The sequence below is a fragment of the Streptomyces sp. NPDC046759 genome (assembly GCF_040645475.1).
Taxonomy (GTDB): Bacteria; Actinomycetota; Actinomycetes; order Streptomycetales; family Streptomycetaceae; genus Streptomyces.
Window position 1 is genome coordinate 81,211 of record NZ_JBEYYJ010000020.1, and the last position, 24,463, is coordinate 105,673.

24 protein-coding genes and 1 tRNA gene are annotated in these 24,463 nt (G+C 71.1%); 15 read left to right on the forward strand and 10 right to left on the reverse strand.

Going from position 1 to position 24,463, the window contains the following annotated elements; all coding sequences use genetic code 11:
* Window positions 1-41: 41 nt before the first annotated feature.
* The 3 genes from ABZ919_RS25585 to ABZ919_RS25595 all read right to left on the reverse strand — a co-directional run bounded on the left by ABZ919_RS25585 (window position 42) and on the right by ABZ919_RS25595 (window position 2,570).
* On the reverse strand, window positions 42-521 hold the full coding sequence (locus ABZ919_RS25585) for a VOC family protein (RefSeq protein WP_361252085.1): 480 nt from the start codon (window positions 519-521) through the stop codon (window positions 42-44).
* A gap of 58 nt (window positions 522-579) precedes the next feature.
* Window positions 580-1,605 (reverse strand): EamA family transporter RarD, encoded by a 1,026-nt coding sequence (rarD, locus tag ABZ919_RS25590; RefSeq protein ID WP_361252087.1) that lies wholly within the window; start codon window positions 1,603-1,605, stop codon window positions 580-582.
* A 110-nt stretch (window positions 1,606-1,715) separates the two neighbouring features.
* Window positions 1,716-2,570, reverse strand: a complete 855-nt coding sequence (locus tag ABZ919_RS25595) for an SDR family oxidoreductase (RefSeq protein WP_361252090.1) — start codon at window positions 2,568-2,570, stop codon at window positions 1,716-1,718.
* Between the two features lie 93 nt (window positions 2,571-2,663).
* Here ABZ919_RS25595 and ABZ919_RS25600 point away from each other — a divergent pair, with 93 nt between their 5' ends.
* Window positions 2,664-3,071: a helix-turn-helix domain-containing protein gene (locus ABZ919_RS25600; RefSeq protein WP_361252093.1), complete on the forward strand. Its 408-nt coding sequence runs from the start codon at window positions 2,664-2,666 to the stop codon at window positions 3,069-3,071.
* A gap of 19 nt (window positions 3,072-3,090) precedes the next feature.
* On the opposite strand, the gene ABZ919_RS25605 is transcribed toward ABZ919_RS25600, so the two are convergent.
* From ABZ919_RS25605 to ABZ919_RS25625, 5 genes are all read right to left on the reverse strand, one after another.
* Window positions 3,091-4,152, reverse strand: coding sequence for a 2-oxoacid:ferredoxin oxidoreductase subunit beta (locus ABZ919_RS25605; RefSeq protein ID WP_361252095.1), 1,062 nt, complete (start codon window positions 4,150-4,152; stop codon window positions 3,091-3,093).
* Entirely contained in the window at window positions 4,145-6,073 is a 1,929-nt protein-coding gene (locus ABZ919_RS25610; RefSeq protein ID WP_361252098.1) for a 2-oxoacid:acceptor oxidoreductase subunit alpha, read from the reverse strand. The genes ABZ919_RS25605 and ABZ919_RS25610 overlap by 8 nt, the downstream gene beginning before the upstream one ends.
* A 238-nt stretch (window positions 6,074-6,311) precedes the next feature.
* Window positions 6,312-6,971 carry a response regulator transcription factor gene (locus tag ABZ919_RS25615; RefSeq protein WP_361252289.1) on the reverse strand — a complete coding sequence of 220 codons (660 nt, stop codon included), beginning with the start codon at window positions 6,969-6,971 and terminating at the stop codon, window positions 6,312-6,314.
* Between the two features lie 544 nt (window positions 6,972-7,515).
* Window positions 7,516-8,853 carry a sensor domain-containing protein gene (locus ABZ919_RS25620; RefSeq protein WP_361252101.1) on the reverse strand — a complete coding sequence of 446 codons (1,338 nt, stop codon included), beginning with the start codon at window positions 8,851-8,853 and terminating at the stop codon, window positions 7,516-7,518.
* 209 nt (window positions 8,854-9,062) lie between these two features.
* Window positions 9,063-10,244 (reverse strand): sensor domain-containing protein, encoded by a 1,182-nt coding sequence (locus ABZ919_RS25625; RefSeq protein WP_361252104.1) that lies wholly within the window; start codon window positions 10,242-10,244, stop codon window positions 9,063-9,065.
* Between the two features lie 242 nt (window positions 10,245-10,486).
* On the opposite strand from ABZ919_RS25625, the gene ABZ919_RS25630 reads away from it, so the two are divergent.
* From ABZ919_RS25630 to ABZ919_RS25690, 13 genes are all read left to right on the forward strand, one after another.
* The gene (locus ABZ919_RS25630) at window positions 10,487-10,906 is read left to right on the forward strand and encodes an NADH-quinone oxidoreductase subunit A (protein ID WP_361252107.1); all 420 of its coding nucleotides are present in this window, start codon (window positions 10,487-10,489) and stop codon (window positions 10,904-10,906) included.
* A complete protein-coding gene (locus ABZ919_RS25635) occupies window positions 10,897-11,496 on the forward strand; it encodes an NADH-quinone oxidoreductase subunit B family protein (RefSeq protein ID WP_361252110.1) in 600 nt (199 codons plus the stop codon). The genes ABZ919_RS25630 and ABZ919_RS25635 overlap by 10 nt, the downstream gene beginning before the upstream one ends.
* Window positions 11,493-13,196, forward strand: a complete 1,704-nt coding sequence (locus tag ABZ919_RS25640; protein WP_361252113.1) for an NADH-quinone oxidoreductase subunit C — start codon at window positions 11,493-11,495, stop codon at window positions 13,194-13,196. Before ABZ919_RS25635 ends, ABZ919_RS25640 begins: the two co-directional genes overlap by 4 nt.
* Window positions 13,193-14,161 carry a complex I subunit 1 family protein gene (locus ABZ919_RS25645; protein ID WP_361252116.1) on the forward strand — a complete coding sequence of 323 codons (969 nt, stop codon included), beginning with the start codon at window positions 13,193-13,195 and terminating at the stop codon, window positions 14,159-14,161. The genes ABZ919_RS25640 and ABZ919_RS25645 overlap by 4 nt, the downstream gene beginning before the upstream one ends.
* 2 nt (window positions 14,162-14,163) lie before the next feature.
* Entirely contained in the window at window positions 14,164-14,715 is a 552-nt protein-coding gene (locus ABZ919_RS25650) for an NADH-quinone oxidoreductase subunit I (protein WP_361252119.1), read from the forward strand.
* Entirely contained in the window at window positions 14,712-15,329 is a 618-nt protein-coding gene (locus ABZ919_RS25655) for an NADH-quinone oxidoreductase subunit J (RefSeq protein WP_361252121.1), read from the forward strand. Before ABZ919_RS25650 ends, ABZ919_RS25655 begins: the two co-directional genes overlap by 4 nt.
* Window positions 15,329-15,718 carry an NADH-quinone oxidoreductase subunit NuoK gene (nuoK, locus tag ABZ919_RS25660; RefSeq protein WP_361252123.1) on the forward strand — a complete coding sequence of 130 codons (390 nt, stop codon included), beginning with the start codon at window positions 15,329-15,331 and terminating at the stop codon, window positions 15,716-15,718. Before ABZ919_RS25655 ends, nuoK begins: the two co-directional genes overlap by 1 nt.
* Window positions 15,715-17,709, forward strand: a complete 1,995-nt coding sequence (locus ABZ919_RS25665) for an NADH-quinone oxidoreductase subunit L (protein WP_361252126.1) — start codon at window positions 15,715-15,717, stop codon at window positions 17,707-17,709. The genes nuoK and ABZ919_RS25665 overlap by 4 nt, the downstream gene beginning before the upstream one ends.
* A 6-nt stretch (window positions 17,710-17,715) precedes the next feature.
* Window positions 17,716-19,290 carry an NADH-quinone oxidoreductase subunit M gene (locus ABZ919_RS25670; RefSeq protein ID WP_361252129.1) on the forward strand — a complete coding sequence of 525 codons (1,575 nt, stop codon included), beginning with the start codon at window positions 17,716-17,718 and terminating at the stop codon, window positions 19,288-19,290.
* Window positions 19,287-20,804, forward strand: coding sequence for an NADH-quinone oxidoreductase subunit N (locus tag ABZ919_RS25675; RefSeq protein ID WP_361252132.1), 1,518 nt, complete (start codon window positions 19,287-19,289; stop codon window positions 20,802-20,804). Before ABZ919_RS25670 ends, ABZ919_RS25675 begins: the two co-directional genes overlap by 4 nt.
* Before the next feature lie 191 nt (window positions 20,805-20,995).
* Window positions 20,996-21,859, forward strand: coding sequence for a zinc metalloprotease HtpX (gene htpX / locus ABZ919_RS25680; protein WP_361252135.1), 864 nt, complete (start codon window positions 20,996-20,998; stop codon window positions 21,857-21,859).
* A complete protein-coding gene (locus tag ABZ919_RS25685) occupies window positions 21,856-22,248 on the forward strand; it encodes a YccF domain-containing protein (RefSeq protein ID WP_361252137.1) in 393 nt (130 codons plus the stop codon). The genes htpX and ABZ919_RS25685 overlap by 4 nt, the downstream gene beginning before the upstream one ends.
* Window positions 22,249-22,686: 438 nt before the next feature.
* On the forward strand, window positions 22,687-22,953 hold the full coding sequence (locus ABZ919_RS25690; RefSeq protein ID WP_361252139.1) for a GlsB/YeaQ/YmgE family stress response membrane protein: 267 nt from the start codon (window positions 22,687-22,689) through the stop codon (window positions 22,951-22,953).
* A 106-nt stretch (window positions 22,954-23,059) separates the two neighbouring features.
* Here the strand turns inward: ABZ919_RS25690 and ABZ919_RS25695 are convergent, their stop codons facing one another.
* A complete protein-coding gene (locus ABZ919_RS25695; protein ID WP_019756392.1) occupies window positions 23,060-23,548 on the reverse strand; it encodes a YajQ family cyclic di-GMP-binding protein in 489 nt (162 codons plus the stop codon).
* A gap of 243 nt (window positions 23,549-23,791) precedes the next feature.
* On the opposite strand from ABZ919_RS25695, the gene ABZ919_RS25700 reads away from it, so the two are divergent.
* A tRNA-Tyr gene (locus tag ABZ919_RS25700) sits at window positions 23,792-23,873 on the forward strand.
* A 175-nt stretch (window positions 23,874-24,048) separates the two neighbouring features.
* On the opposite strand, the gene ABZ919_RS25705 is transcribed toward ABZ919_RS25700, so the two are convergent.
* Complete coding sequence (locus tag ABZ919_RS25705; RefSeq protein ID WP_361252142.1) at window positions 24,049-24,255, reverse strand: hypothetical protein; 207 nt, start codon at window positions 24,253-24,255, stop codon at window positions 24,049-24,051.
* Window positions 24,256-24,463 lie beyond the last annotated feature (208 nt).

Genomic DNA, 24,463 nt, shown 5'->3' on the forward strand with positions numbered 1-24,463 from the left:
GGCCGTATCCGTACGGGCCCGCACAGGGCCCGACATACGGGCTAGTGCACGCAGAACTCGTTGCCCTCCGGGTCCGCCATGACCACCCACTCGCCGGAGGGTTCCTTCACCTCGTTCAGCACCCGCGCGCCCAGAGCCCGCAGCCGGGCCACCTCGTCCGCGCGCCGGCCCTCGCCGGGGTGCAGGTCGAGGTGGAGCCGGTTCTTCGTGGTCTTCGCCTGCGGCACGCGCTGGAACAGCAGCCGCCGGCCGAGGCCGGTGCCGGTCCCCGGGTCGTACGGGTCGTCGGGGTGCCGTACGGCGATCAGGTCACGGAAGGCGGGCCGGCCGTGGTACTCGACCGTGGCCTCACCGGTCAGCGCGCCGACGGACAGCAGCCGTTCGATCAGCGCGCTGTTGTCCTCGGCCGTGTAGTGCAGAGCGGCGGCCCAGAAGTCGGCCTGGGTGTGCGGGTCACCCGCGTCGATGACGAGTTTCCAGTGCAGTGGGGCAGGCGTGGGCCCGGGTGTCTCGGCGGTCATGGCACCACTTATAGCCGCGGCCGCCACCGGAGGAGTCCGTTCCCTCAGCCTTGCCGCATCACGGTGTCACGGCCTCGGGCTCCGGACCGGTCTCGGGAGGGGAGACCACGGTCGGCGCGTCGCCCACCGTGCTGACCGCGTCGGCCGCGACGGCGGCACCCGGCACACCGGTCTTCGCGGCGAGCGTGCGGGCGCCCCGGCGCGCCGACCGCAGCGCGTCGCCCGTGAGCAGCATCAGCGCCAGCCAGACCAGCCCGAATCCGGCCCAGCGCTCGGGCGGCATGGCCTCGTGGAAGTAGAGGATGCCGAGCAGGAACTGGAAGACCGGGGCCAGGTACTGCAGCAGGCCCAGCGTGGACAGTGGCACGCGGATCGCCGCCGCGCCGAAGCAGACCAGCGGTACTGCGGTGACCAGACCGGTGGAGGCCAGCAGGGCGGCGTGCCCGGCGCCGTCGTCGACGAAGCTCGCGCCGCCGTGCCCGCCGAGCCACAGCAGATAGCCCAGCGCGGGCAGGAACTGGATCGCGGTCTCGGCGGCCAGCGACTCGACACCGCCGAGGGCGACCTTCTTCTTGACCAGGCCGTAGGTGGCGAAGGAGAAGGCGAGGACGAGCGAGATCCACGGCGGGCGGCCGTAGCCGACGGTCAGGACGACGACGGCGGCGAGGCCGGTGGCGACCGCCGCCCACTGCGCGGGCCGCAGCCTTTCCTTCAGCAGCAACACGCCCATCGCGATGGTCACCAGCGGGTTGATGAAGTACCCGAGGGAGGCCTCGACCACATGGCCGGAGTTCACGGACCAGATGTAGACGCCCCAGTTCACGGTGATGACGGCGGCGGCCACCGCGACGAGTGCGAGCCGGCGCGGCTGGCGCAGCAGTTCCCCGGCCCACGCCCAGCGCCGTACGAAGAGCAGCGCGACGGCGACGACGGCCAGGGACCACACCATCCGGTGCGCGAGGATCTCCACCGCCCCGGCCGGCTTCAGCAGGGGCCAGAACAGGGGTACCAGGCCCCACATGCCGTAAGCGGCGAAACCGTTCAGCAGGCCTATGTGGTGCTCACCCTTGGACGTCCCGGCCACAGCCCCTCCTTCATGCCTCACACGCGCGAGAACGAAGGTAGCGCCGAGCACCCCCGCCTGTCATGCCCGTATCGCTATACGGTCATGACAGGTGAGGATGCCGGGACGGGTCAGCCCTTGAGCGCGGCGGTGACCGCCTCGGCCAACGGGGTCGTCGGACGGCCGATCAGGCGCGCCAGGTCCCCGGAGGAGACCACCAGCTCGCCCTTCTCGATCGACGCGTCCACGCCGGCCAGGATCGCGGCCAGCGGCCCCGGCACTCCGGCGTCCGTCAGGATGCGGCCGAGGGTCTCGACGGGCACAGCGGTGTAGGCGATCTCCCGGCCGGTCTGCCGGCTCAGCTCGGCCGCGTACTCGGCGAAGCTCCACGCGTCGTCCCCGCCCAGCTCGTACGTCCGGTTCTCGTGGCCCTCGCCGGTCAGCACCGCGACCGCTGCGGCCGCGTAGTCGGCGCGGGAGGCCGAGGAGACCCGGCCCTCGCCCGCGGCCGCCACGACCGCGTCGTGCTCCAGCACCGGGGCCAGGTTCTCGGTGTAGTTCTCGTGGTACCAGCCGTTGCGCAGCAGGGTGTACGGCAGAGAGGAGGCGAGCAGCGCCTCCTCCGTGGCCCGGTGATCGTCCGTCAGCGCGGCCGTCAGGCTGCCCGGGGCGCTGGTGTACGCGAGCAGCGCCACGCCGGCCGCCTTCGCCGCGTCGATGACGACCTGGTGCTGCCCGACCCGGCCCTTGTCGAACTCGTTGCCGGAGATCAGCAGCACCTTGTCGCCGGCGGTGAACAGCCCGTCGAAGGTCGCGGGCACGTTGTAGTCGGCCACGGCCGTCTTCACTCCGCGAGCCGCGAAGTCGGCGGCCTTGGCCTCGTCGCGCACGATCGCGGTGATCTGCCCGGCCGGAACCTTCTCGAGCAGCTGCTCCACGACGTGCCGGCCGAGGTGTCCGGTGGCTCCGGTGACGACGATGCTCATGATTCAGAACTCCTTGTGGGATTGCCGTAGGGCACCCACCCTAGGAGGGGCGCTAACTGCGGGATAGTATCCACTTTGAAGTAAGGTACTGACATGGCGGTAAGTAACGAGCGGATCCACGACGCCGAGGCGCTGTGTCCCCACCGGCTGGTCCTGGAGCACGTCACCAGCCGCTGGGGTGTCCTCGTTCTGATCGAGCTGCTGGAGCGGTCGTACCGGTTCAGCGAGCTGCGCCGGGCGATCAGCCGTTACGGGGGACGGGGCGTGAGCGAGAAGATGCTCACCCAGACGCTGCAGACCCTGGAGCGCGACGGCCTGGTCCACCGGGACGCCAAGCCGGTCATCCCGCCCCGCGTCGACTACTCGCTCACCGGCCTCGGCCGTGAGGCGGCGCATCAGGTGCGCCGGCTCGCCGAGTGGACCCACGAGCGCATGGACCGGGTGGAGCAGGCCCGCCGGGCGTACGACGAGGCCCGGGACATCCAGTCCCGGGCCTCGTAGCCGAACGTAGGCGGCGGTCTCAGCCGACGACCGTCCAGGTGTCGCCGCCGGCCAGCAGCGCGGCCAGGTCGCCCTTGCCCTTCTGCTCGATCGCGGTGTCCAGCTGTTCGGCCATCGCCGTGTCGTAGACCGGCCGGTCGACCGAGCGGAACACACCGATCGGGGTGTGGTGCAGGGTGTCGGGGTCGGCGAGCCGGGAGAGGGCGAAGGCGGTGGTCGGCGACGCGGCGCAGGCGTCGTGGACCACGATGTCCCCCTCGTTCTCCGCCGTCACCGTGACGACCTCCAGGTCCCCGGTGGCCTTGCTGCGTACGACGCCGCGCGCGCCGTCGGTGCCGAAGCGGATCGGCTGCCCGTGCTCGAGGCGGATCAGGGCCTCCTCGGCCTGCTGCTTGTCCTTCAGGGCGTCGAAGGCGCCGTCGTTGAAGATGTTGCAGTTCTGGTAGATCTCGATCAGCGCGGTGCCGGGGTGGTCGGCGGCCTGGCGCAGCACCTCTGTCAGGTGCTTGCGGTCGGAGTCGATGGTGCGCGCCACGAAGGACGCCTCCGCGCCGATGGCCAGCGACACGGGGTTGAAGGGTGCGTCCAGGGAACCCATCGGCGTCGACTTGGTGATCTTGCCGAGTTCGGAGGTCGGCGAGTACTGGCCCTTGGTCAGGCCGTAGATCCGGTTGTTGAACAGCAGGATCTTGAGGTTGACGTTGCGGCGCAGGGCGTGGATCAGGTGGTTGCCGCCGATGGACAGGGCGTCGCCGTCGCCGGTGACCACCCACACCGACAGGTCCCGTCTGCTGGTGGCCAGGCCGGTGGCGATCGCCGGGGCGCGGCCGTGGATGGAGTGCATCCCGTAGGTGTTCATGTAGTACGGGAAGCGGGAGGAACAGCCGATGCCGGAGACGAAGACGATGTTCTCCTTCGCCAGCCCCAGCTCCGGCATGAAGCCCTGCACGGCGGCCAGGATCGCGTAGTCACCGCAGCCCGGGCACCAGCGCACCTCCTGGTCCGACTTGAAGTCCTTCATCGACTGCTTGGCCTCGGCCTTGGGCACCAGCTGCAGCAGCCCGTTGGTGGCGTCAGTCATCGATGGCCTCCTTCAGCGCCGTGGCGAGCTGTTCCGCCTTGAACGGCATGCCGTTGACCTGGTTGTAGGAGTGGGCGTCGACCAGGTACTTCGCCCGGATCAGGGTGGCGAGCTGCCCGAGGTTCATCTCCGGGACGACCACCTTGTCGTAACCCTTCAGCACCTGTCCGAGGTTGCGCGGGAAGGGGTTGAGGTGGCGCAGATGGGCCTGCGCGATGGACTCGCCGGCCGTGCGCAGCCGCCGTACCGCAGCCGTGATCGGGCCGTACGTCGAACCCCAGCCCAGGACGAGGGTCTTCGCGCCGTGCGGGTCGTCGACCTCGATGTCGGGGACCTCGATGCCGTCGACCTTGGCCTGCCGGGTGCGGACCATGAAGTCGTGGTTGGCGGGGTCGTAGGAGATGTTGCCGGTGCCGTCCTGCTTCTCGATGCCGCCGATGCGGTGTTCCAGACCCGGCGTGCCCGGGATCGCCCACGGCCGGGCGAGGGTGTGCGGATCCCGCTTGTACGGCCAGAAGACCTCGGTGCCGTCCTCCAGGGTGTGGTTCGGACCCGACGCGAACCGGACGCGCAGATCCGGCAGCTCGTCCAGGTCCGGGATCCGCCACGGCTCCGAGCCGTTGGCCAGATAGCCGTCGGAGAGCAGCATCACCGGCGTGCGGTACGTCAGCGCGATCCGGGCCGCCTCCAGGGCGGCGTCGAAACAGTCCGCCGGCGTCCTGGGCGCCACGATCGGGACCGGCGCCTCGCCGTTGCGGCCGAACATCGCCTGGAGCAGGTCCGCCTGCTCGGTCTTGGTCGGCAGACCGGTGGACGGGCCGCCGCGCTGGATGTCGACGACCAGCAGCGGCAGCTCCAGGGAGACCGCCAGGCCGATCGTCTCGCTCTTCAGCGCGACACCGGGACCGGACGTCGTCGTCACCGCGAGCGAGCCGCCGAAGGCCGCGCCCAGAGCGGCGCCGATGCCCGCGATCTCGTCCTCCGCCTGGAAGGTCCGCACACCGAAGTTCTTGTGCTTGCTCAGCTCGTGCAGGATGTCCGAGGCCGGCGTGATCGGGTACGACCCCAGGAACAGCGGCAGGTCCGCCTGCTGCGAGGCGGTGACGAGGCCGTAGGCCAGGGCGAGGTTGCCGGAGATGTTGCGGTAGGTGCCGACGGGGAAGGCCTTGGCGGCCGGGGCGACCTCGTAGGAGACCGCGAAGTCCTCCGTCGTCTCGCCGAAGTTCCAGCCCGCGCGGAAGGCCGCGATGTTGGCCTCGGCGATGTCCGGCTTCTTGGCGAACTTCGACTTCAGGAACTTCTCGGTGCCCTCGGTGGGCCGGTGGTACATCCAGCTCAGCAGGCCCAGGGCGAACATGTTCTTGCTGCGCTCGGCCTCCTTGCGGGAGAGGTCGAACTCCTTCAGCGCCTCCACCGTGAGGGTGGTCAGCGGCACCGGGTGGAGGTTGTAGCCGTCGAGCGAGCCGTCCTGGAGCGGGTCGGCCGCGTAGCCGACCTTCTGCAGCGCGCGCTTGGTGAACTCGTCCGTGTTGACGATGATCTCGGCGCCGCGCGGCAGATCGCCGATGTTCGCCTTCAGGGCGGCCGGGTTCATCGCCACCAGCACGTTCGGCGCGTCGCCCGGGGTGAGGATGTCGTGGTCGGCGAAGTGCAGCTGGAAGGACGAGACGCCCGGCAGGGTGCCGGCGGGGGCGCGGATCTCGGCCGGGAAGTTGGGCAGGGTGGAGAGGTCGTTGCCGAAGGACGCGGTCTCCGAGGTGAATCTGTCACCGGTGAGCTGCATGCCGTCGCCCGAGTCCCCCGCGAAGCGGATGATCACCCGGTCCAGGCGCCGCACGTCCTTCGCGCCGCCCGGTTTGCGCTGCTCTCCCACGACCGGTTCGTCGGTCTGCTCCGTTGGGCTGCTGACCTGGCTGGTCACTGAACTGGACCTCCTTCGAGGCGGCTGTCCGGGGCGTGGTCGTCCCAGGGACCATCCCAGGATCAACCCTACGTCGGTAAGGGTCGCCTTCCCGAGGCGATCCACGGATTGGACGTCTTCGAGTCGGCGTTGCGCCGAGGTGTCAGGACGTCGTTACCCGCTTGCCTCCTCCGGTCTGCTCTCCGAGTACCCGTGGAAGCCGCTTCGGCCGGCGCCCTGACGGCACAGTGTCTTTCGGTCAGGAGTTCAGATACGTCAGCACGGCCAGAACACGCCGGTGGTCCCCGTCGCTCGGAGCCAGGCCCAGCTTCAGGAAGATGTTGCTGACGTGCTTCTCCACGGCCCCGTCACTGACGACCAGCTGCCTGGCGATCGCCGAGTTCGTACGCCCCTCCGCCATCAGGCCGAGCACCTCGCGCTCCCGCGGGGTCAGCCCCGCCAGCACGTCCTGCTTGCGGCTGCGGCCCAGCAGCTGCGCGACCACCTCCGGGTCCAGCGCCGTACCGCCCTCGGCCACCCGCACCACGGCGTCCACGAACTCGCGCACCTCGGCGACCCGGTCCTTGAGCAGGTAGCCGACGCCCCGGCTGGAACCGGCCAGGAGCTCGGTGGCGTAGCGCTCCTCCACGTACTGCGACAGCACCAGCACCCCGAGCCCCGGGTGTGCCTTCCGCAGCCGTACGGCCGCCCGTACGCCCTCGTCGGTGTGCGTCGGCGGCATCCGTACGTCCGCCACGACCACGTCGGGCAGCTCGCCCTGCGCCTCGAGATCGGAGACGGTCTTCACCAGCGCCTCCGCGTCGGCGACGCCGGCCACGACGTCGTGCCCGCGGTCGGTCAGCAGCCGGGTCAGGCCCTCCCTGAGCAGCACTGAATCCTCGGCGATGACCACCCGCACCCTGTTCTCCACGACCTACCGGCCCCCCAAGCCCGTTCCCGCTTCCCGACGACGCCCGTCCGTGCGGTCGTCCCTACGGCCGTCCGTGCGGGCGTCCGTACAAAGGTCCAGCATTCCAGCATTTGCTCCCCTTCGCCCGCCGCACCAGCACAATCGCGCCTCGGGGGCGGGGTGATGGCTGGATGCGGTGGGTGAAGTCCCTGCCGTGCTGGCGGTGGCCGACGGTGCTCGCGGTGCTCGCGGTGCTGCGGTGCTGCGGTGCCGGCGGTGCATGCGGTGCGGGTCGGTGGGTCGGTGGTCGGTGGGTCGGTGGGGAGGCCCGGCCATGGGGACCTCCGCGGGGGCGGGCCAGTGTCCGGGGGTGGTGCGAGATTTTGCGGGGTGGTCCATTGAGGGCATTGCGGTGCGATGAGCTGCGGTGCGGGCGAGGCTGCGGTGCGGGCGAGGCTGCGGTGCGGGCGAGGCTGCGGTGCGGTGAGGCTCGGTGTGGGGCTCCGCGGTGGGATCCGCGCGGGCGGGCCCGCGTGGCCGCAGGTGCGGCGCGTCAGGTCCGCCAGGGCAGTTCCGCGATCACCCGCGTCGGGCCGCCGGCCGGGGAGTCCACCACGAGGATGCCGTCGACCGCGTCCAGGCGGCCGGCGAGGCCGGCCAGGCCCGAGCCTTGGGAGGCGTCCGCGCCGCCCACACCGTCGTCGACCACCTGCAGCATCAGCCGGTCCTCGGCGCGCCACACGTCCACCGACGCGGACCGCGCCCGGCTGTGCTTGCTGACGTTCTGCAGCAGTTCGGAGACCGTGAAGTAGGCGATGCCCTCGATGGCCGGCGCAGGGCGGCCCGGCAGATCGACCTCCACGCGCACCGGAACCGTGCAGCGCGAGGCGACCGAGGACAGGGCCGCGTCCAGGCCCCGGTCGGTCAGCACGGCCGGATGGATGCCACGGGCGAGGTCGCGCAGCTCCTGCAGCGCCGTCTTCACCTCGCCGTGCGCCTCCTCCACCATCTGCGCCGCCACCTGCGGATCCTCACGGAGCTTCTCCTTCGCCAGCCCCAGATCCATGGCGAGGCTGACGAGCCGGGCCTGGGCCCCGTCGTGCAGGTCCCGCTCGATGCGCCGCAGGTCGGCGGCGGCCGTGTCGACCACGACGCCGCGGTCCGACTCCAGCTCCACCACCCGCGCCGACAGCAGCGACGGCCCCAGCAGCCCCCGCACCAGCAGCCCGTCCACCGTCGTCAGCGCGCGGACGATCCACGGCGTGGCCAGGGTGAACAGCAGCCCGACCAGCGCGGTGACGGTGATCTCGAAGGGGTTGTCGAGGTAGATGCTGTGGTGCTCGTCGCCGTACAGCTGCAGCCCGCCCTGGCCGCCGTACACCGGGAAGACCCAGAACCACAGCGGGTAGGTCAGCAGCGCCCAGCCGAACGTCCACAGGGTCACCGCCACCGAGAACGAGAACAGGGCCCACGGGAACTGCACCAGCGCGTACAGCAGGTTCCGCCAGGAGGTGCCGCTCTTGAGCACCGCGCCCATCCAGGCCAGCGCCCCCGGCTTGCGCGTCCGCAGCGGCTCCGGCTCGGCCACGTCCAGCCGCAGCAGCCCCCGCGCCCGCGCCCGCTCCAGCGCGCCGAAGCCCCGGCAGCCGGCCAGTGCCGCCGCGAGCACCGGGATGCCGAGGAAGGTCACCAGCAGGCCCGCACCGAGCGACACCATCGTCACCGTCCACGTGAACAGCACGATGGACAGTGGCAGGCTCAGCAGGACATAGCCGAACTCGCGCCGGCTGCGCGCCTCGAACGGCGCCCGCAGCGCGGCGGGCAGCCGATGGCCGGTGCCGGCGGACAGCCCGTCCCGCGGCCCGTACCCGTGTCCGTGCTCCGTGACCATCGATCCCGTCCCGTTCTCCTCGTCCCAGCGGCGCTTCAGCCGTATCTCCAGAGTCGTGCGCCGGGCGTTCCCGGACCATGGAGTCCGTCGGCGTTCTGGAGCGGGGGTTTTCCCCACCTTGCCCCCGGCGGAATCGGCACCTTGCCTCCGGTGCCTCCCCACGCCCCTGGGGAGTCGCAGCCGCCGGTACCCGCATACGTGGCTCTCCGCTACTCGGTCCGGTCCCGCCACGGCAGCTCCGCCGTGACCACGGTCGGGCCGCCGGCCGGCGAGTCGAGCACGAACAGGCCGTCCACCGCGCCCAGCCGCTCCGCGAGCCCCCGCATGCCCGTGCCGCCGTCCAGCCGGGCGCCGCCCCGGCCGTCGTCCTGGACCTGGATCAGCAGCCGGTCCTCGGCGCGCCACACGTCCACCGACGCGGACCGCGCCCGGCTGTGCTTGCTGACGTTCTGCAGCAGTTCGGAGACCGTGAAGTAGGCGATGCCCTCGATGGCGGGCGCCGGGCGGTCCGGCAGGTCCACGGTGACCTTCACCGGAACCGTGCAGCGCGTGGCGACCGAGGAAAGGGCTGCGTCCAGGCCCCGGTCGGTCAGCACGGCCGGATGGATGCCACGGGCGAGGTCGCGCAGCTCCTGCAGGGCCAGCTTCACCTCGCCGTGCGCCTCCTCCACCATCGCCGCCGCCGAGTCGGGATCCTCCAGCAGTTTCTCCTTGGCCAGACCGAGCCCCATGGCCAGGTTGACCAGCCGGGCCTGGGCGCCGTCGTGCAGGTCCCGCTCGATGCGCCTCAGGTCGGCGGCGGCCGTGTCCACCACGACCCCGCGGTCCGACTCCAGTTCGGCGATACGGCGTTCGAGCTCGTCCGAGGGCGACAGCAGCCCGCGCACCATGAACCGGTCCACGTTCGCCAGGCCCCGGGCCAGGTACGGCAGCACCGGCCACAGCACGAACAGCGAGGTCAGCACCGTGCAGAAGGTGAGAACGCCCCAGGGCAGCCGGATCGCGTCGTACAGCAGCGTCCGCCAGCCCACCGGGTCCTTCAACGCCATCCACAGCCGCTGCATCAGCCCGCCGCTCCTCGCGAGCGGCAGCGGTGTCGGCTCCTCCACCCGCACTCCGAGCAGCCGCCGGGCGCGCTCCCGCTCCAGCTTCCCCAGCTGCCGGGCGCCCAGCAGACTCAGCGCGAGCAGCGGAAGGCCGACGACAGTGATCGTCAGGCCCCCGCCGACGGACAGCACGGCGATCGCGTAGACGAAGCCGAACACCGTCACCGGCAGGTTCAGCAGGAGATACAGGATCTCCCTCCAGGTGTGGGCGTCGTACGCCGGCCGGACCCGGGGCAGACGGTCGGTGCCGTCGGCCCGGCCGGCGGCGGAGCTGGTAGCGGTCATACCGGTCAGCCTGCCGTGCCCGGCGCCCGTCGCGCCATGCGGTACGCCGCCCTCCGCCGACGGGGGAAAACCCCACCCGGGAGCCCCGCTCGCGCACCCCGCTCGCGCACGCCATCTGTCTCACGGTGTGACGGGCTGCTTACCGGCTCTTTATCAGGGCCTAGACTCCCGTGCGTACAGATCGTCGAATCCGTGGCATCACGGGTTCACCGGGTCACGAGGTCAGGGAGCGAGGTCGGACGGTGCGGGAGACGTTGGGGGGCTCGACGGCCGCCGCGGCGCACGTCATCGCGGCCGGCTATTTCCGGTCCTACTCGGTGGTCGGACTGCTCGCCCTCATCGGCGTGCTGTTCGTCGCGGTCGCCTTCGGCGCAGGACGGCTCCTGCGCCCGGTCGTGCCGACCCCCGAGAAACTGCTGACCTACGAGTGCGGCGTCGACCCCGTCGGCGAGGGCTGGGCCCACACCCAGGTCCGCTACTACGTCTACGCCTTCCTGTACGTGATCTTCGCGGTCGACTCGATCTTCCTGTTCCCCTGGGCGACGGTCTTCGCCGCCCCCGGCTACGGCGCGACCACCCTGGTGGAGATGTTCGTCTTCCTCGGCTTCCTCGCCGTAGGTCTGCTGTACGCATACAAGAAGGGCGTCCTGGCATGGACGTGACCCCGGATCCTGTTTACCTGCCGGAGCCCAAGCGGCTCGGTGCCCTGGCCCGCCTGGCTCCCGAGCCGATGAAGGTGGTCCTGAACTGGGGCCGCCGCTACTCCCTGTGGGTCTTCAACTTCGGCCTCGCCTGCTGCGCGATCGAGTTCATCGCCGCGTCGATGGCCCGCCACGACTTCATCCGGCTCGGCGTCATCCCGTTCGCTCCGGGACCCCGCCAGGCCGACCTGATGGTGGTGTCGGGCACGGTCACGGACAAGATGGCCCCGGCCGTCAAGCGCCTGTACGAGCAGATGCCCGAGCCGAAGTACGTCATCTCGTTCGGCGCCTGCTCCAACTGTGGCGGCCCCTACTGGGACTCCTACTCCGTCACCAAGGGCGTCGACCAGATCATCCCGGTGGACGTGTACGTCCCCGGCTGCCCGCCGCGCCCCGAAGCGCTGCTCCAGGGCATCCTCAAGCTTCAGGAGAAGATCGCCCGCGAGTCGCTCGGGGAGCGGTACGGCGACTCCCGGCCGTCGGCGGCCGCCCTGACCAGCGACCTGGTGCGGCCCCCGGCGCCCGCCGCGGTCGAGGGGGACATCCGATGAGCACGGCCGGCTGGCTGCCCGCCCCGGTCGAGGACCTCTTCGGTACGGAGGCCACGGCCGAGGAGTCGTACGACCTCCTGACCGTGGACGTGCCGCCGTCCTCCTGGCTCACCGCCCTGGAGACGGCCCGTACGACCCTGGGCTGCACCTACTTCGACTGGCTCAGCGCGGTCGACGAACCGGGCACGGGCTTTCGCGTCTCGGCCCACGTGGTCGCCCTCGGCCCGGTCCGCCGTCTCCTCGTCCGTACGACCGTCCCGCACGAGGCGCCGGCCCTGCCGTCCGCCGTCGGCGTCTACGCCGGTGCCGCCTGGCACGAGCGCGAGACCCACGAGATGTTCGGCGTCCGCTTCGAGGGCCATCCGGGCCTGGAACACCTCCTCCTCCCGGAGAACTTCGAGGGCCACCCGCTTCGCAAGGACTTCGTCCTCGCCGCCCGCGTGGCCAAGGCCTGGCCCGGTGCGAAGGAACCCGGCGAATCCGAGCACGGCGGCCCGAAGCGCCGGCAGATGCTGCCCCCGGGCGTGCCCGACCCCAACGAGTGGGGCCCGCTGAAGGGTCAGCTGCCCCCGGCCCCGGCCCGGCCGGCCCGCGCGGCGGGCCGCGCCGCGGGCGAGCGCCCGGTACGACGCACCCGCACGGCGGCGGGGGGCTCCACGAGCCAGACGGGTCAGACGGCTCAGACGGCTCAGACGGCTCAGACGGCTCAGACGGCTCAGAGGGCTCAGACGGGCCAGACCCCGGAGGCTCGGACCCCGGGTGCCTCGGCTCCGCAGGGTGCGGCGAGTGCCGGGAGCGCGGCGGGTGTTGCGGCCGGCGGTGGTGCCGGCGGTGCTGCCGGTGCCCGGCCGCGGCGGATGCGGAGCGCGAGCGAGGGCTCGGTGAGCCAGACGCCGGCGCAGCAGGACGCGGCAGAGCTCAAGCAGGCCGCGGCCGAGGGCGATGCGACCCGGACGGCGGTGGAAGGCCCGGCCGCCGAGGCCTCCGTGGCCCACGAACCCGGCCCGTCCCCGGCCCGCCCGCGCCGCTCGCGCAGCGCCTCGGAGGGCTCCGCCGCACAGCGGGCCCATGCCCCGGAGCCGACTGCTCCCGCTGCCGACGAACCGACGGCACCGGACACCGCGCCCCGCCCCGCCCGCCGCAGCGCGGCCCCGCGCAGCTCGGACGCCCCGTGGCACCACGCCCGCCCGGCATTCGAGGAGCCGGCACAAACCGAGCGGGCTCCTGTGGAGGGCGGGCAGTCGCCGACGGAGCCCGAGCGGGCTCCTGTGGAGGGCGGGCAGTCGCCGACGGAGCCCGAGCAGACCCCCGTGGATGCCGGGCAGTCGCCGACGGAACCCGGGCCTGCCCCGGCCGACCCCGTGGCGTCCCGGTACGACTCCGAGCGGACCCCCGCAGCACCCGCCCAGCCCGGGCAACGCCCCGAGCCGCCCGCCACGGGTGACGGCCGCGTCGCGCGCGAGGGCACCGCGACACCGGCGCACTCGCCCATGGACGAGGACTCCTCCGTTCCCGAGGACTCCTCCGTCCCCGAGGACTCCTCCGCCCCCGAGGACTCCGCCACCGGCGAGCATCGCGCCGGTCCCGAGGACTCCTCCGCCCCCGAGGACTCCTCCGCCCCCGAGGACTCCGCCACCGGCGAGCATCGCGCCAGCCCCGACAGCCCGAACGACCACGACCCCACAGGAGGCCCGCAGTGAACGACGTGCTGGACGTCGCCCTGCGACTCCTCGTCGTGTTCGTCGTCTTCCTCACCTTCCCGCTGATCGTCGGCCAGACCGAGCACAAGGTGATGGCGCACATGCAGGGCCGCCTCGGCCCGATGTACGCGGGCGGCTTCCACGGCTGGGCCCAGCTCATCGCGGACGGCGTGAAGTTCGCGCAGAAGGAGGACGTGGTACCGGCCGGCGCCGACCGCCGCGTCTTCCAGCTCGCCCCCGCCGTCGCGTTGCTGCCGTACCTCCTCGTGCTGCTCGCCATCCCGATCGGCCCGAGCAAGGGCGCCGTCGGCCAGGTCCTCGACGCGGGCGTGTTCTTCGTGCTCGCGGTGATGGGCGTCGGCGTGCTCGGCTCGCTCATGGCGGGCTGGGCCAGTGCGAACAAGTTCTCCCTGCTCGGCGGTCTGCGCACGGCCGCCCAACTGCTCGCCTACGAGCTCCCGATGCTGCTCGCCGCGGCCTCGGTGGCGATGGCGGCGGGAACAGTCTCCCTGCCCGGCATCCTGCACGCCTTCCACTGGTGGTGGGTGCCCTGGCAGATCGTCGGCGCGGTCGTCTTCTTCGTCGCCGGGCTCGCCGAGCTGCAGCGCCCGCCGTTCGACATGCCGGTCGCCGACTCGGAGATCATCTTCGGCGCGTACACCGAGTACACGGGCCTGCGCTTCGCCTTGTTCCTCCTCGCCGAGTACGCCGGCATCGTCGTCCTGTGCGGCCTGACCACCGTCCTCTTCCTGGGCGGCTGGCACGGCCCCTGGGGCGCCGCGGGCCTCGGCTGGCTCTGGACGCTGCTGAAGACCGCCATCCTCGCCTTCGTCGTCATCTGGCTCCGCGTCACCTACCCCCGGCTGCGCGAGGACCAGCTCCAGAAGCTCTCCTGGACCCTCCTCGTCCCCCTCTCCCTCGCCCAGATCGCCCTCACCGGCATCGTCAAGGTGGTGATCTCGTAACCATGGCCCCCATCCCTGGCAGTGGCCTCGCCAAGGGCCTGGCCGTCACCCTCCGCACGATGACGAAGAAGACCGTCACCGAGCAGTACCCGGACGCCCAGCCCGAACTGCCGCCCCGCACCCGGGGCGTGATCGGCCTGTTCGAGGAGAACTGCACGGTCTGCATGCTCTGCGCCCGTGAGTGCCCGGACTGGTGCATCTACATCGACTCCCACAAGGAGACGGTCCCTCCGGCCGCTCCCGGCGGCCGCGAACGCAGCCGCAACGTCCTCGACCGGTTCGCCATCGACTTCTCCCTGTGCATGTACTGCGGTATCTGCATCGAGGTCTGTCCTTTCGACGCGCTGTTCTGGTCGCCGGAGTTCGAGTACGCCGAGACCGACATCCACGACCTCACCCACGAGCGGGACAAGCTCCGCGAGTGGATGTGGACCGTCCCGGCGCCGCCCGCCCTGGACCCCGCCGCGGAGGAGCCGAAGGAGATCGCCGCCGCCCGCAAGACCGCCGAGAAGCTGGCGGCCGCGCAGGCCGAACCGGGGGAGGACACGCCGTGACCCTCGCCCCGACCCTGAGCCTGGCCGCAGACCGGCCCGGCTTCCTGTCCCCGACCGGCGTCGAGATCGCCTTCCTCCTCGTCGGCCTGGTCACCTTCGGCGCCGCGCTGATCACCGTCACCACCCGCCAGCTGGTGCACGCAGCATTGTGGCTGGTGGTCGCGCTCGGCGGCCTCGCCGTGGAGTACCTGCTGCTCACGGCCGAGTTCATCGCCTGGGTGCAGGTCCTGATCTACGTCGGTTCCGTCGTCGTCCTCCTGCTGTTCGGACTGATGCTCACCAGGGCGCCCATCGGCCGCTCCCCGGACGCCGACTCGGGCAACCGCTGGGCCGCCCTGACCGTCGCGGCCGCCGCCGCCGTCGCCCTGGTGTGGGTGGTCGTCGACGCCTTCCGCACCACCTGGATCGACCTGAACGGCCCGGCCGCCGGCAGCACCCGGGTCACCGGAAGCAGCCTGTTCCGGCACTGGGTGCTGCCGTTCGAGGCCCTGTCCGTGCTGCTCCTCGCGGCCCTGGTCGGCGCGATCGTCCTGTCCCGCAAGGCGCAGGCGGACGCGGCCACGGGCGGCACCGCAGCTGCCGCCGCCGCCGGCGAGAAGGAAGGCGGCCGCTGATGCACCTCGCCTACCCGGCCGTACTGTCCGCCCTCCTGTTCTGCACCGGCCTGTACGGCGTCCTCGCCCGCCGCAACGCGATCCTCGTCCTGATGTCGGTCGAGCTGATGCTCAACGCCGTCAACCTCAACCTCGTCGCCTTCGACGTCTGGCTCAGCCGGGCCGCGAAGGACACCCTGCACTCCGGCCAGGCGCTGACCCTGTTCACCATCGCCATCGCCGCCGCCGAGATCGGCATCGGCCTGGCGATCGTGCTCGCCGTCTACCGCAACCGCGGCACCTCCGACATCGACAAACTCCGCGACACCGCCGAGGGCCCCGGCACCGGGGGCTCCGGCACCGAGGGCCCCGGCTCCTCCGCTGCCGAGAAGGCTGAGGCCACCGCGTGACCACGACCACCCTCGCCGTCCTCGTCCCCCTCCTGCCGTTCCTCGGCGCCGTCGCCGGCCTGCTGCTCGGCCGCACCGCGCCCGGGTTCGTCCGCCCGCTCGCCGTGCTGCCGCCACTGGCCTCGCTCCTCCTGGCCGCGCTGGTCGCCGCACGCCAGGGCGGCGGTCAGGCCGTCGCGGCGCACACGGAGCTGACGCCGACCGGCTCGGTCCCGATCGAGCTGGCCCTGTACATCGACGGCTTCGCCGCGCTCGTCGCGATCCTCGTCGCCTTCGTCGCGACCTGCGTGCAGATCTACTCGACCGGCTATCTCCGCGACGACCCGCGCTACCCCTCCTACGCCGCCCTCGTCTCCCTGTTCACCTCCGCGATGCTCCTGGTCGTCTACTCCGGCGACCTGATCGTGCTGCTGGTCGGCTGGGAAGTCATGGGCATCTGCTCCTACTTCCTGGTCGGCCACTACTGGGAGACCCCCGAGGCCCGCGCCGCCTCCCTGAAGGCCTTCCTGGTCACCAAGCTGGGCGACGTGCCGTTCCTCATCGGCCTGTTCGCGCTCGCCACCGACGCCGGCTCGTTCCGGATCACGCGTGTCCTCGGCGCCGTCGCGAGCGGCAGCCTGCACCACCCGACGGTGATCGCCCTGCTGCTCCTCGCGGGCGTCGCGGGCAAGTCGGCGCAGTTCCCGCTGCACACCTGGCTCCCGGACGCGATGGCGGGTCCGACGCCCGTCTCGGCGCTGATCCACGCCGCGACGATGGTCGCCGCCGGTGTCTACTTCGTCGCCCGTCTCCTCCCCCTCTTCGAGGCCTCCCAGGCCGCGATGATCGTCCTCGCCGTCATGGCCGCCGTGACCATGACCGGCTCCGGTCTCGCCGCGCTCGCCCAGGACGACATCAAGCGCGTCCTCGCCTACTCGACGATCGGCCAGCTCGGCTACATGACCGGCGCCCTGGCCGCCGGCGACCGCGGTGCCGCCGTCTTCCACCTCCTGTCCCACGGCGCCTTCAAGGCGCTGCTGTTCCTCGCGGCCGGCGTGATCATCCACGCCGCCGGCACCAACTCGCTGGCCGCCATGTCGCGCATGCACGGCCTGCGCGACCGGATCCCGGACGCCTACTGGACGATGACCGTGGCGCTCCTCGCACTCGCCGCGATCCCGCCGTTCAGCGGCTTCTTCTCCAAGGAGTCCGTCCTCGGCGCCGCCCAGCAGGCGGCAGACGGACACACCGCGCACGTGCCCGGTGCCGCCGGCTGGCTCGTCCTCGTCGCCGGCCTGGTCACCGCCCTGCTGACCGCCGCCTACGCCACCCGGCTGTGGCTGCTCGCCTTCCGCGGCCGGGGCGCCGAGGCCCCCGACCACGGCCGCCAGCCGCTGACGATGAACGTGGTGCTGTGGGTCCTCGCGGTGCCGTCCCTGGCCTTCGGCGGGCTCGCCTACCGCGCGCTGCCCGGCTGGTTCGACGGCCGCGACCTGACCCCCGCGCCGCTCACCTCCATCCTCGGCACGGGCCTCGCCCTGGTCGGCGGGCTGCTCACCTACGGCGCCTGGCAGCGCACCACCCGGCTCGCCTCCCGGGTGCCGCTCGGCGCGATCGCCGCCCACCCCGAGGCCGACGCCGGACTGGTCGAGGCCGAGGCCATCGCCACCCACGAGCCGGCCTACGGCGACATCGCCTACGCCCCCGACCCCGCGGACCCCGGCCGGTTGCTGCTCGGCCCGCTGCACCGGCCCGCGGCCGCGGGCTTCCACCTGGACGCCGTGTACGACGTGCTGTTCGTCCGCCCGGTCCGGGCCGGGGCGAGCCTCGTCCGCTTCCTCGACCGTGAGGTCGTCGACACCTACGTACAGGGCGCGGCAGGCATCCCCCGGCTGCTCGGAGCCGCCGTACGGCGCGCGCAGACCGGCAATGTGCAGACCTATGTGAGCGCGCTGCTCGCCGGCACCGTCGTCCTGGCGGTCGCCGTCGTCCTCGTCGCCACGGGAGCGTGAGCAGGCGTGATCGATATCAACGAGTCCGTGATGCAGTACCTTCTGGCGTTTCTTGTCGTCGGCCCGCTCCTCGGCGCCGTCGCCGCTCTCCTGCCGGCCCCGCCCGGGCTGAAGGGGAAGTCGCCCGAGCAGGCCGTGCTGCGGCACGGTGTGACCGTGACCGGCGCGATCCTCATCGCCGCGATCGTCCTGGCGCTCGGCTTCGACCACGACCATCCGTCGAAGATGCAGGCCACGACCGACATCAGCTGGATCCCCGCGCTCGACGTGCGGATCCACCTCGGCATCGACGGCATCTCTCTCCCCCTCGTCGTCCTGACCGCGCTGCTGACCTTCCTCTGCGCGCTGTACTCCTACTTCAAGCCGCCCGCGGGCGGCTCCCCGAAGGCGTTCGTCGCGCTGCTGCTCCTGCTCGAGTCCGGCACCCTCGCGACCTTCGCCGTCCTCGATCTGCTGCTGTTCTTCCTCGCGTTCGAGATGGTGCTCATCCCGATGTACTTCCTCATCGCCCGCTGGGGCGGCGAGGGCCGGACCCGGGCCGCGTGGAAGTTCATCCTCTTCACGCTGCTCGGCTCCGTCGTCATGCTGCTGGGCCTGCTCCTGATCGGAATCAAGGCGGGCACGTTCGACATGGTGGCACTCGCCACTGACAACGGCCGGTCACTCACCGCATCCGTGCAGGTCATCGCCGTTCTCGCGATCGGGATCGGGCTTGCGGTCAAGTCGCCGATGTGGCCGCTGCACAGCTGGCTGCCCGACGCCCACACCGCCGCGCCGACCGTCGGCTCGGTCCTGCTGGCCGGTGTCCTGCTGAAGATGGGTACGTATGGGTTCGTCCGGATCCTGTTGCCCATCGCGCCGCACGGCTTCCACACCTTCGCTCCGTACCTCGCCGCGTTCGCCGTCGTCGGGATCATCTACGGATCCCTGGCCTGCCTGGCCCTGGCCAAGCGCGGCGCGAAGGGCGACCTCAAGCGGCTGATCGCCTACTCCTCCGTCGGTCACATGGGCTTCGTCCTGCTGGGCATCGCCACCATGACCCCGACCGGCGTGAACGGCGCGCTGTTCGCCAACATCGCCCACGGACTCATCACCGGCCTCCTGTTCTTCCTGGCCGGCGCGCTGAAGGACCGTACCGGCACCACCGACCTCGACACCCTCGCCGAAGAGACCGGCCTCGCCCTGTACGGCAAGGCCCCGCGCCTCGGAGGCCTCCTCGCCTTCGGCGCCGTCGCCTCCCTCGGCCTGCCCGGCCTCGCCGGCTTCTGGGGCGAGATGCTCGCCCTGTTCGGGGCGTTCAAGCCCGCGGCCGACCTCAGCCGGCCGGCGTTCCTGACCTTCATGGCGATCGGCGCGTTCGGCACCCTGCTGACGGCCGCGTACATGCTGATCGTGGTCCGCCGCGTCTGCATGGGCGGCGCGGAGCGGGAGGTCCCGAAGCTCGCCGACGTCCAAGGCTACGAGTTCGCCGCCTGGACCCCGCTCGTCGCCCTCACCGTCGTCGCCGGGCTGTGGCCGAGGGCGCTGCTCGGCCTGACCGACCCGGCCGTGCACCAGCTCCTCGCAGGAGGCACCCGATGAGCGCCCAGCCCCTCGCCGAGTCGCTGGTCCAGTCCGTCGACTGGCTCGCCGTGGCCCCACCGACCATCGCCGCCGTGGTGGCACTCGTCGTCCTGGTCGCCGACCTGTTCCTGCCCGAGGCCCGCAAGGACGTCCTCGGCTGGGTCTCGGTCGCCGGTCTCGCCGTGGCCACGCTGATGCTCCTGCCCCTCCTGGACGGCAACCGCAGCACCTTCTGCCTGAACGGTGCCACGCGCGCGTGCAGCTACACCGCCGACCACTTCACACTCGTCATCCAGTTCCTCGTCCTCGGCGGCGCCCTGCTCGCCGCGCTGCTGTCGGTCACGAACCTCGACGACGACCGGCGGCGCGTACCGCCGGGGGAGTTCTGGTTCCTGCTGCTGTCCTCCGCCGCGGGCGCCGCCCTGCTGCCCGCCTCCCGCGACCTGGCCACCCTGATCGTCGCCCTGGAGGTCGCCTCCCTGCCCGCGTTCGCCCTCGTCGGCATCCGGCACGGTGACAAGCGGTCCTCCGAGGCCGCCCTGAAGTTCTTCCTGTCCTCGGTGACGGCCACAGCGGTCAGCCTGATGGGCATCAGCTTCGTCTACGCCTCCACCGGCACCCTCTACCTCACCCAGGTCGCCCAGCGCCTGCCGCACGTCGACGGACAGCTGCACACCCTCGCCCAGGCGGGTGTCGTCCTCACCCTGATCGGCTTCGCCTTCAAGACGGCGGCCGTCCCGTTCCACTTCTGGGTGCCCGACACCTACGTCGGCGCTCCACTGCCCGTCGCCGCGTACCTGTCGGTCGTCGGCAAGGCGGTCGGCTTCTCCGGACTGATCCTCGTCACCGTTGTCGCCTTGCCGTCGTACGCCGACGTCTGGGGCCCCGCGCTCGCCGTCCTGGCCGCGCTCACCATGACCGTCGGCAACGTCGGCGCCCTCCGGCAGCACGCCACGCGCGCGTACAGCGCCGTACGGCTGCTCGCCTGGTCCTCCGTCGGCCAGGCCGGCTACCTGCTGGTGCCGATCGCCGCCGCCGGCTACGCCAAGGACCCGCAGAAGGCGATCGGCTCGACGGTGGCCTACGCGCTCATGTACGCCGCCGTGAACCTCGGCGCGTTCGCGGTGGCCGCCGTGGTGGGCCGCAGCCAGGCCCTGAACCGGATCAGCGACTACCGGGGCCTGTACGCCACCAACCCGCTCACCGCGCTCCTCCTGGCCTTCTTCCTGCTGTGTCTGGCAGGCCTTCCGCCGGGAGTCATCGGGCTGTTCGCCAAGGTCACCGTCTTCTCGTCCGCCGTGGACGCGGGGCTCGGCTGGCTCGCCGTGGTCATGGCCGTGAACGTGGTGATTGCCCTCTTCTACTACCTGCAGTGGACGGCCCTGCTCTTCCGCGCCCCCGAGGGCGAACCCGCCCGGCACCGCGTTCCGGCTCCCCTCACGGCCGCTCTCGCCCTCACCGGCGTACTCGGCGTCGTCCTGTCCGGAGCACCCCAGCTGGTCCTCCGCTTCGCCGCCACCGGGCTGTTCTGAGGACTCGGCCACGCGCGCGCAGGGCACCCGTACCCACAGCGCGCGCGTGGCCGTCCCGGCGCATCACCCGTACGGCCCCCGCGCGCAGCCGCATCCACCAGGGAACTCGTGAACCCCGCCTGGCGTTGTCACAAGCGGGAGGGTCCACTGGATCAAAGTGTTCCCCAGCGGCACGACTTGGAGGGCGCACCGTGCACCGCCGGCACAACGGGCTCAGGACCGCAGTACTCCTCGGGGGACTGTCCGCACTCATCATCGTCATCGGCAGCTTCTTCGGACGCGTCGGCCTGATCGTCGCCGTCCTGATCGCCCTGGGCACGAACGCGTACGCGTACTGGAACAGTGACAAGCTGGCGCTCCGCGCGATGCGCGCCCGCCCGGTCAGCGAGTTCGAGGCCCCGGCGCTGTACCGAATGGTCCGCGAGCTGTCCACACAGGCCCGCCAGCCCATGCCCCGCCTGTACATCTCGCCCACGGAGGCCCCCAACGCCTTCGCCACGGGCCGCAACCCGCGCAACGCGGCCGTGTGCTGCACCGAGGGCATCCTGCGCCTGCTGGACGAGCGGGAGCTGCGCGGAGTCATCGGCCACGAGCTCAGTCACGTCTACAACCGGGACATCCTCATCTCCTCGGTGGCCGGCGCGCTCGCCTCGGTGATCGTGTTCCTGGTGCACTTCGCCTGGCTGATCCCGATCGGCCGCTCGGACGACGACGACGGCCCCGGACTGGTCGGCATGCTCCTGATCATGATCCTCGGTCCGCTCGCCGCCGGCCTCATCCAGCTGGCCATCAGCCGCTCCCGGGAGTACGAGGCCGACGCCTCCGGTGCCCAGATCACCGGCGACCCGCTGGCCCTCGCCAGCGCCCTGCGCAAACTGGAGCTCGGCACCCAGCAGCTCCCGCTGCCGCCCGAGCCCCGGATCGAGACGGCGAGCCATATGATGATCGCCAACCCGTTCCGCCCGGGCCAGGGGCTGTCGAAGCTGTTCTCCACACATCCGCCGATGGCGGACCGTATCGCCCGGCTCGAAAAGATGGCAGGTCGTTACCAGTGAAGACCATCCTGAACGTCATTTGGCTCGTCCTGAGCGGCTTCTGGCTGTTCCTCGGGTATCTGCTCGCCGGCGTCCTGCTCTGCATCACGATCATCGGCATACCCTTCGGGATCGCCGCCTTCCGCATCGGCGTCTACGCCCTTTGGCCCTTCGGGTACACCACGGTCGAGCGCCGGGACGCGGGCGCCCCCTCGTGCATCGGCAACGTCCTGTGGCTGGTCCTGGCCGGCTGGTGGCTGGCCCTCGCCCACATCGTCACCGGCATCGCCCTGTGCGTCACGATCATCGGCATCCCGTTCGGCATCGCCAACTTCAAGCTGATCCCGGTCTCGTTGCTGCCGCTGGGCCGCGAAATCGTCTCCACGGACCAGCCTTTCGCGGCCCGTTGAGCGAGCCATCGGCAAGCGGCGCGGACGCGCGTACGGCTGCACGTGTACGACGACGCGTGTACAGCGACATGTGTGCGACGACGCGTGTACGGCGACGCGTGTACCGCGACACGTGTGCGGCCCCGGCCCCGCGTTGAGGGCGCGTCACCGCCGCGCCCGCCGTCATCGGCCGGTAGCCGTCACGCCGCCGTCGTACGCCATAGGCAGCGAGGCCGACGTCCACGCCGTACGCCGTAGCCCACGTCCGCCGCAAGCACACGGGCCCGCAACCCGGCGGTCATGCGCCGCACCCGCCCAGTGAGCGCGGCAACCGTGTGGTGGACGGGTGACGTCCTCTTCATCGACGCAGCACGCGTACGCGCGCGTGGACAGCGGGTCCTCACCGGATTCTCAGCCGCCGGAGAGTGCGGACCCAGCATGGAAGGGCAGGTTCGCGGTATGGGCATCATCGCTTGGATCATCCTGGGACTGCTGGCCGGAGCCATCGCCAAGGTCCTTCTGCCGGGCCGCGACCCCGGCGGTTTCATCGGCACGACCCTCATCGGCATCGCAGGCGCGTTCATCGGCGGCTGGATCTCGGCCCGCTGGCTGCACCACCCGATCAGCAAGAGCTTCTACGACGGTGCCACCTGGGCCGCGGCCATCGGCGGCTCTCTGGTGCTGCTGATCGTCTACCGCATCCTGTTCGGCAACTCGCGCGACTGAGCGGCCGGAGGCGCCGGGGTGCGACGAGAAGGGTGGGCGACCCGGCACCGGGTCGCCCACCCTTTCACGTCCTCACCGAGCTCCTGCCGGTGGTCCGGCGGTACGCCTACCGGTAGTTCACGAACTGCAGCGCGAAGTCGAAGTCCTTGCCCTTCAGCAGCGCGATCACGGCCTGCAGGTCGTCGCGGCTCTTGGAGGAGACGCGCAGCTCGTCACCCTGGACCTGGGCCTTCACGCCCTTCGGGCCCTCGTCGCGGATGATCTTCGCCACCTTCTTCGCGTTCTCCTGGGAGATGCCCTCCTCGATCGACGCGAAGATCTTGTACTCCTTGCCGGACAGCTGGGGCTCGCCCGCGTCCAGTGCCTTCAGCGAGATCCCGCGCTTGATCAGCTTGGACTGGAAGACGTCGAGGACGGCCTTCACCCGGTCCTCAGAGTTCGCCTCCATGAGGATCTTGTCACCGGACCACGAGATCGAGGCACCCACGCCCTTGAAGTCGTAGCGCTGCGAGATCTCCTTGGCGGCCTGGTTGAGGGCGTTGTCGACCTCCTGCCGCTCGACCTTCGAGACGATGTCGAAACTGGAGTCGGCCATGTCCTGTGGCTCCTTGTATCGGTGCGTATCGGTGCGTATCGGTGCGTATCGGGTGCGTGCCGGCGTGCGCGGCGGTGGCCGCCGGGCCCGGCAGGAGCCGGGCCGCATCCGCACCAGCCTAGCCACCCCACGAGCCGAGGGGTGGAGATCAACCGGGTGGCGAAGCACCCCCATGTATCGGGTATTGTTTACGTCGTCGCCAGGGGACACCGCCGGAAAGCGGTTCGACCTGGTGTACGACCCGGCGGTGTGCCCGAGCGGCCAAAGGGAGCAGACTGTAAATCTGCCGGCTCAGCCTTCCCAGGTTCGAATCCTGGCGCCGCCACGCTGAGGGAAACCCCCTCTGAACAGGTTATTTGCCTGGTCAGAGGGGGTTTTCTCTGTTGGCTCACCCTGGTCGATTCGCTGTGGACGGGGCGTGGACGTGTCTCACCTCGTCCACCCGTATCCCACCGTTGATCAGTGTGTGTCCCCCAGGCGTCCCCCAGGGGCGAGCATGATCACTCCGGTTCGTTCCACTCCCGTAGGACTGCGTCGATCCGGCTGTTCGCACGCTCCCGCGTCTGATCAGCTTCTCCCAACAAGTGACCGGCCCGCGGCAGGCCGACTACCTTTGCCACCCCGGCCAGCGCCTGGGCCTGCTGGCCCGAGTCGGCGATGGTGCCGGCGATCCGTTCGGCCCGTTTGTGGTCTCCGGTCGCGCCCACGCCACACTCACCGTGCGTTGCGATGTGGAGGCCGCCCAGGTGAACCCGTGGAGTAGCTGCCGACATCACCGGTTACTCCCGCTTGTCCACATATTCCTTCAAGGGACAGTAAAGTCTGGGGCGCCTTGCGCAAAGAGGGGCAATCCACCCGCCTAGGGGGATTCGGTCAGGCTGACCGGATGCCGCCTCCCCGCGAGAGGACCGCGAC

Coding starts and splice junctions, on each gene's coding strand:
- ABZ919_RS25585 (WP_361252085.1), bottom strand. CDS start 521: ATGACCGCCGAGACACCCGGGCCCACGCCTGCCCCACTGCACTGGAAA.
- ABZ919_RS25595 (WP_361252090.1), bottom strand. CDS start 2,570: ATGAGCATCGTCGTCACCGGAGCCACCGGACACCTCGGCCGGCACGTC.
- ABZ919_RS25600 (WP_361252093.1), top strand. CDS start 2,664: ATGGCGGTAAGTAACGAGCGGATCCACGACGCCGAGGCGCTGTGTCCC.
- ABZ919_RS25605 (WP_361252095.1), bottom strand. CDS start 4,152: ATGACTGACGCCACCAACGGGCTGCTGCAGCTGGTGCCCAAGGCCGAG.
- ABZ919_RS25620 (WP_361252101.1), bottom strand. CDS start 8,853: ATGGTCACGGAGCACGGACACGGGTACGGGCCGCGGGACGGGCTGTCC.
- ABZ919_RS25625 (WP_361252104.1), bottom strand. CDS start 10,244: ATGACCGCTACCAGCTCCGCCGCCGGCCGGGCCGACGGCACCGACCGT.
- ABZ919_RS25635 (WP_361252110.1), top strand. CDS start 10,897: ATGGACGTGACCCCGGATCCTGTTTACCTGCCGGAGCCCAAGCGGCTC.
- ABZ919_RS25640 (WP_361252113.1), top strand. CDS start 11,493: ATGAGCACGGCCGGCTGGCTGCCCGCCCCGGTCGAGGACCTCTTCGGT.
- ABZ919_RS25650 (WP_361252119.1), top strand. CDS start 14,164: ATGGCCCCCATCCCTGGCAGTGGCCTCGCCAAGGGCCTGGCCGTCACC.
- nuoK (WP_361252123.1), top strand. CDS start 15,329: ATGCACCTCGCCTACCCGGCCGTACTGTCCGCCCTCCTGTTCTGCACC.
- ABZ919_RS25675 (WP_361252132.1), top strand. CDS start 19,287: ATGAGCGCCCAGCCCCTCGCCGAGTCGCTGGTCCAGTCCGTCGACTGG.
- ABZ919_RS25690 (WP_361252139.1), top strand. CDS start 22,687: ATGGGCATCATCGCTTGGATCATCCTGGGACTGCTGGCCGGAGCCATC.
- ABZ919_RS25695 (WP_019756392.1), bottom strand. CDS start 23,548: ATGGCCGACTCCAGTTTCGACATCGTCTCGAAGGTCGAGCGGCAGGAG.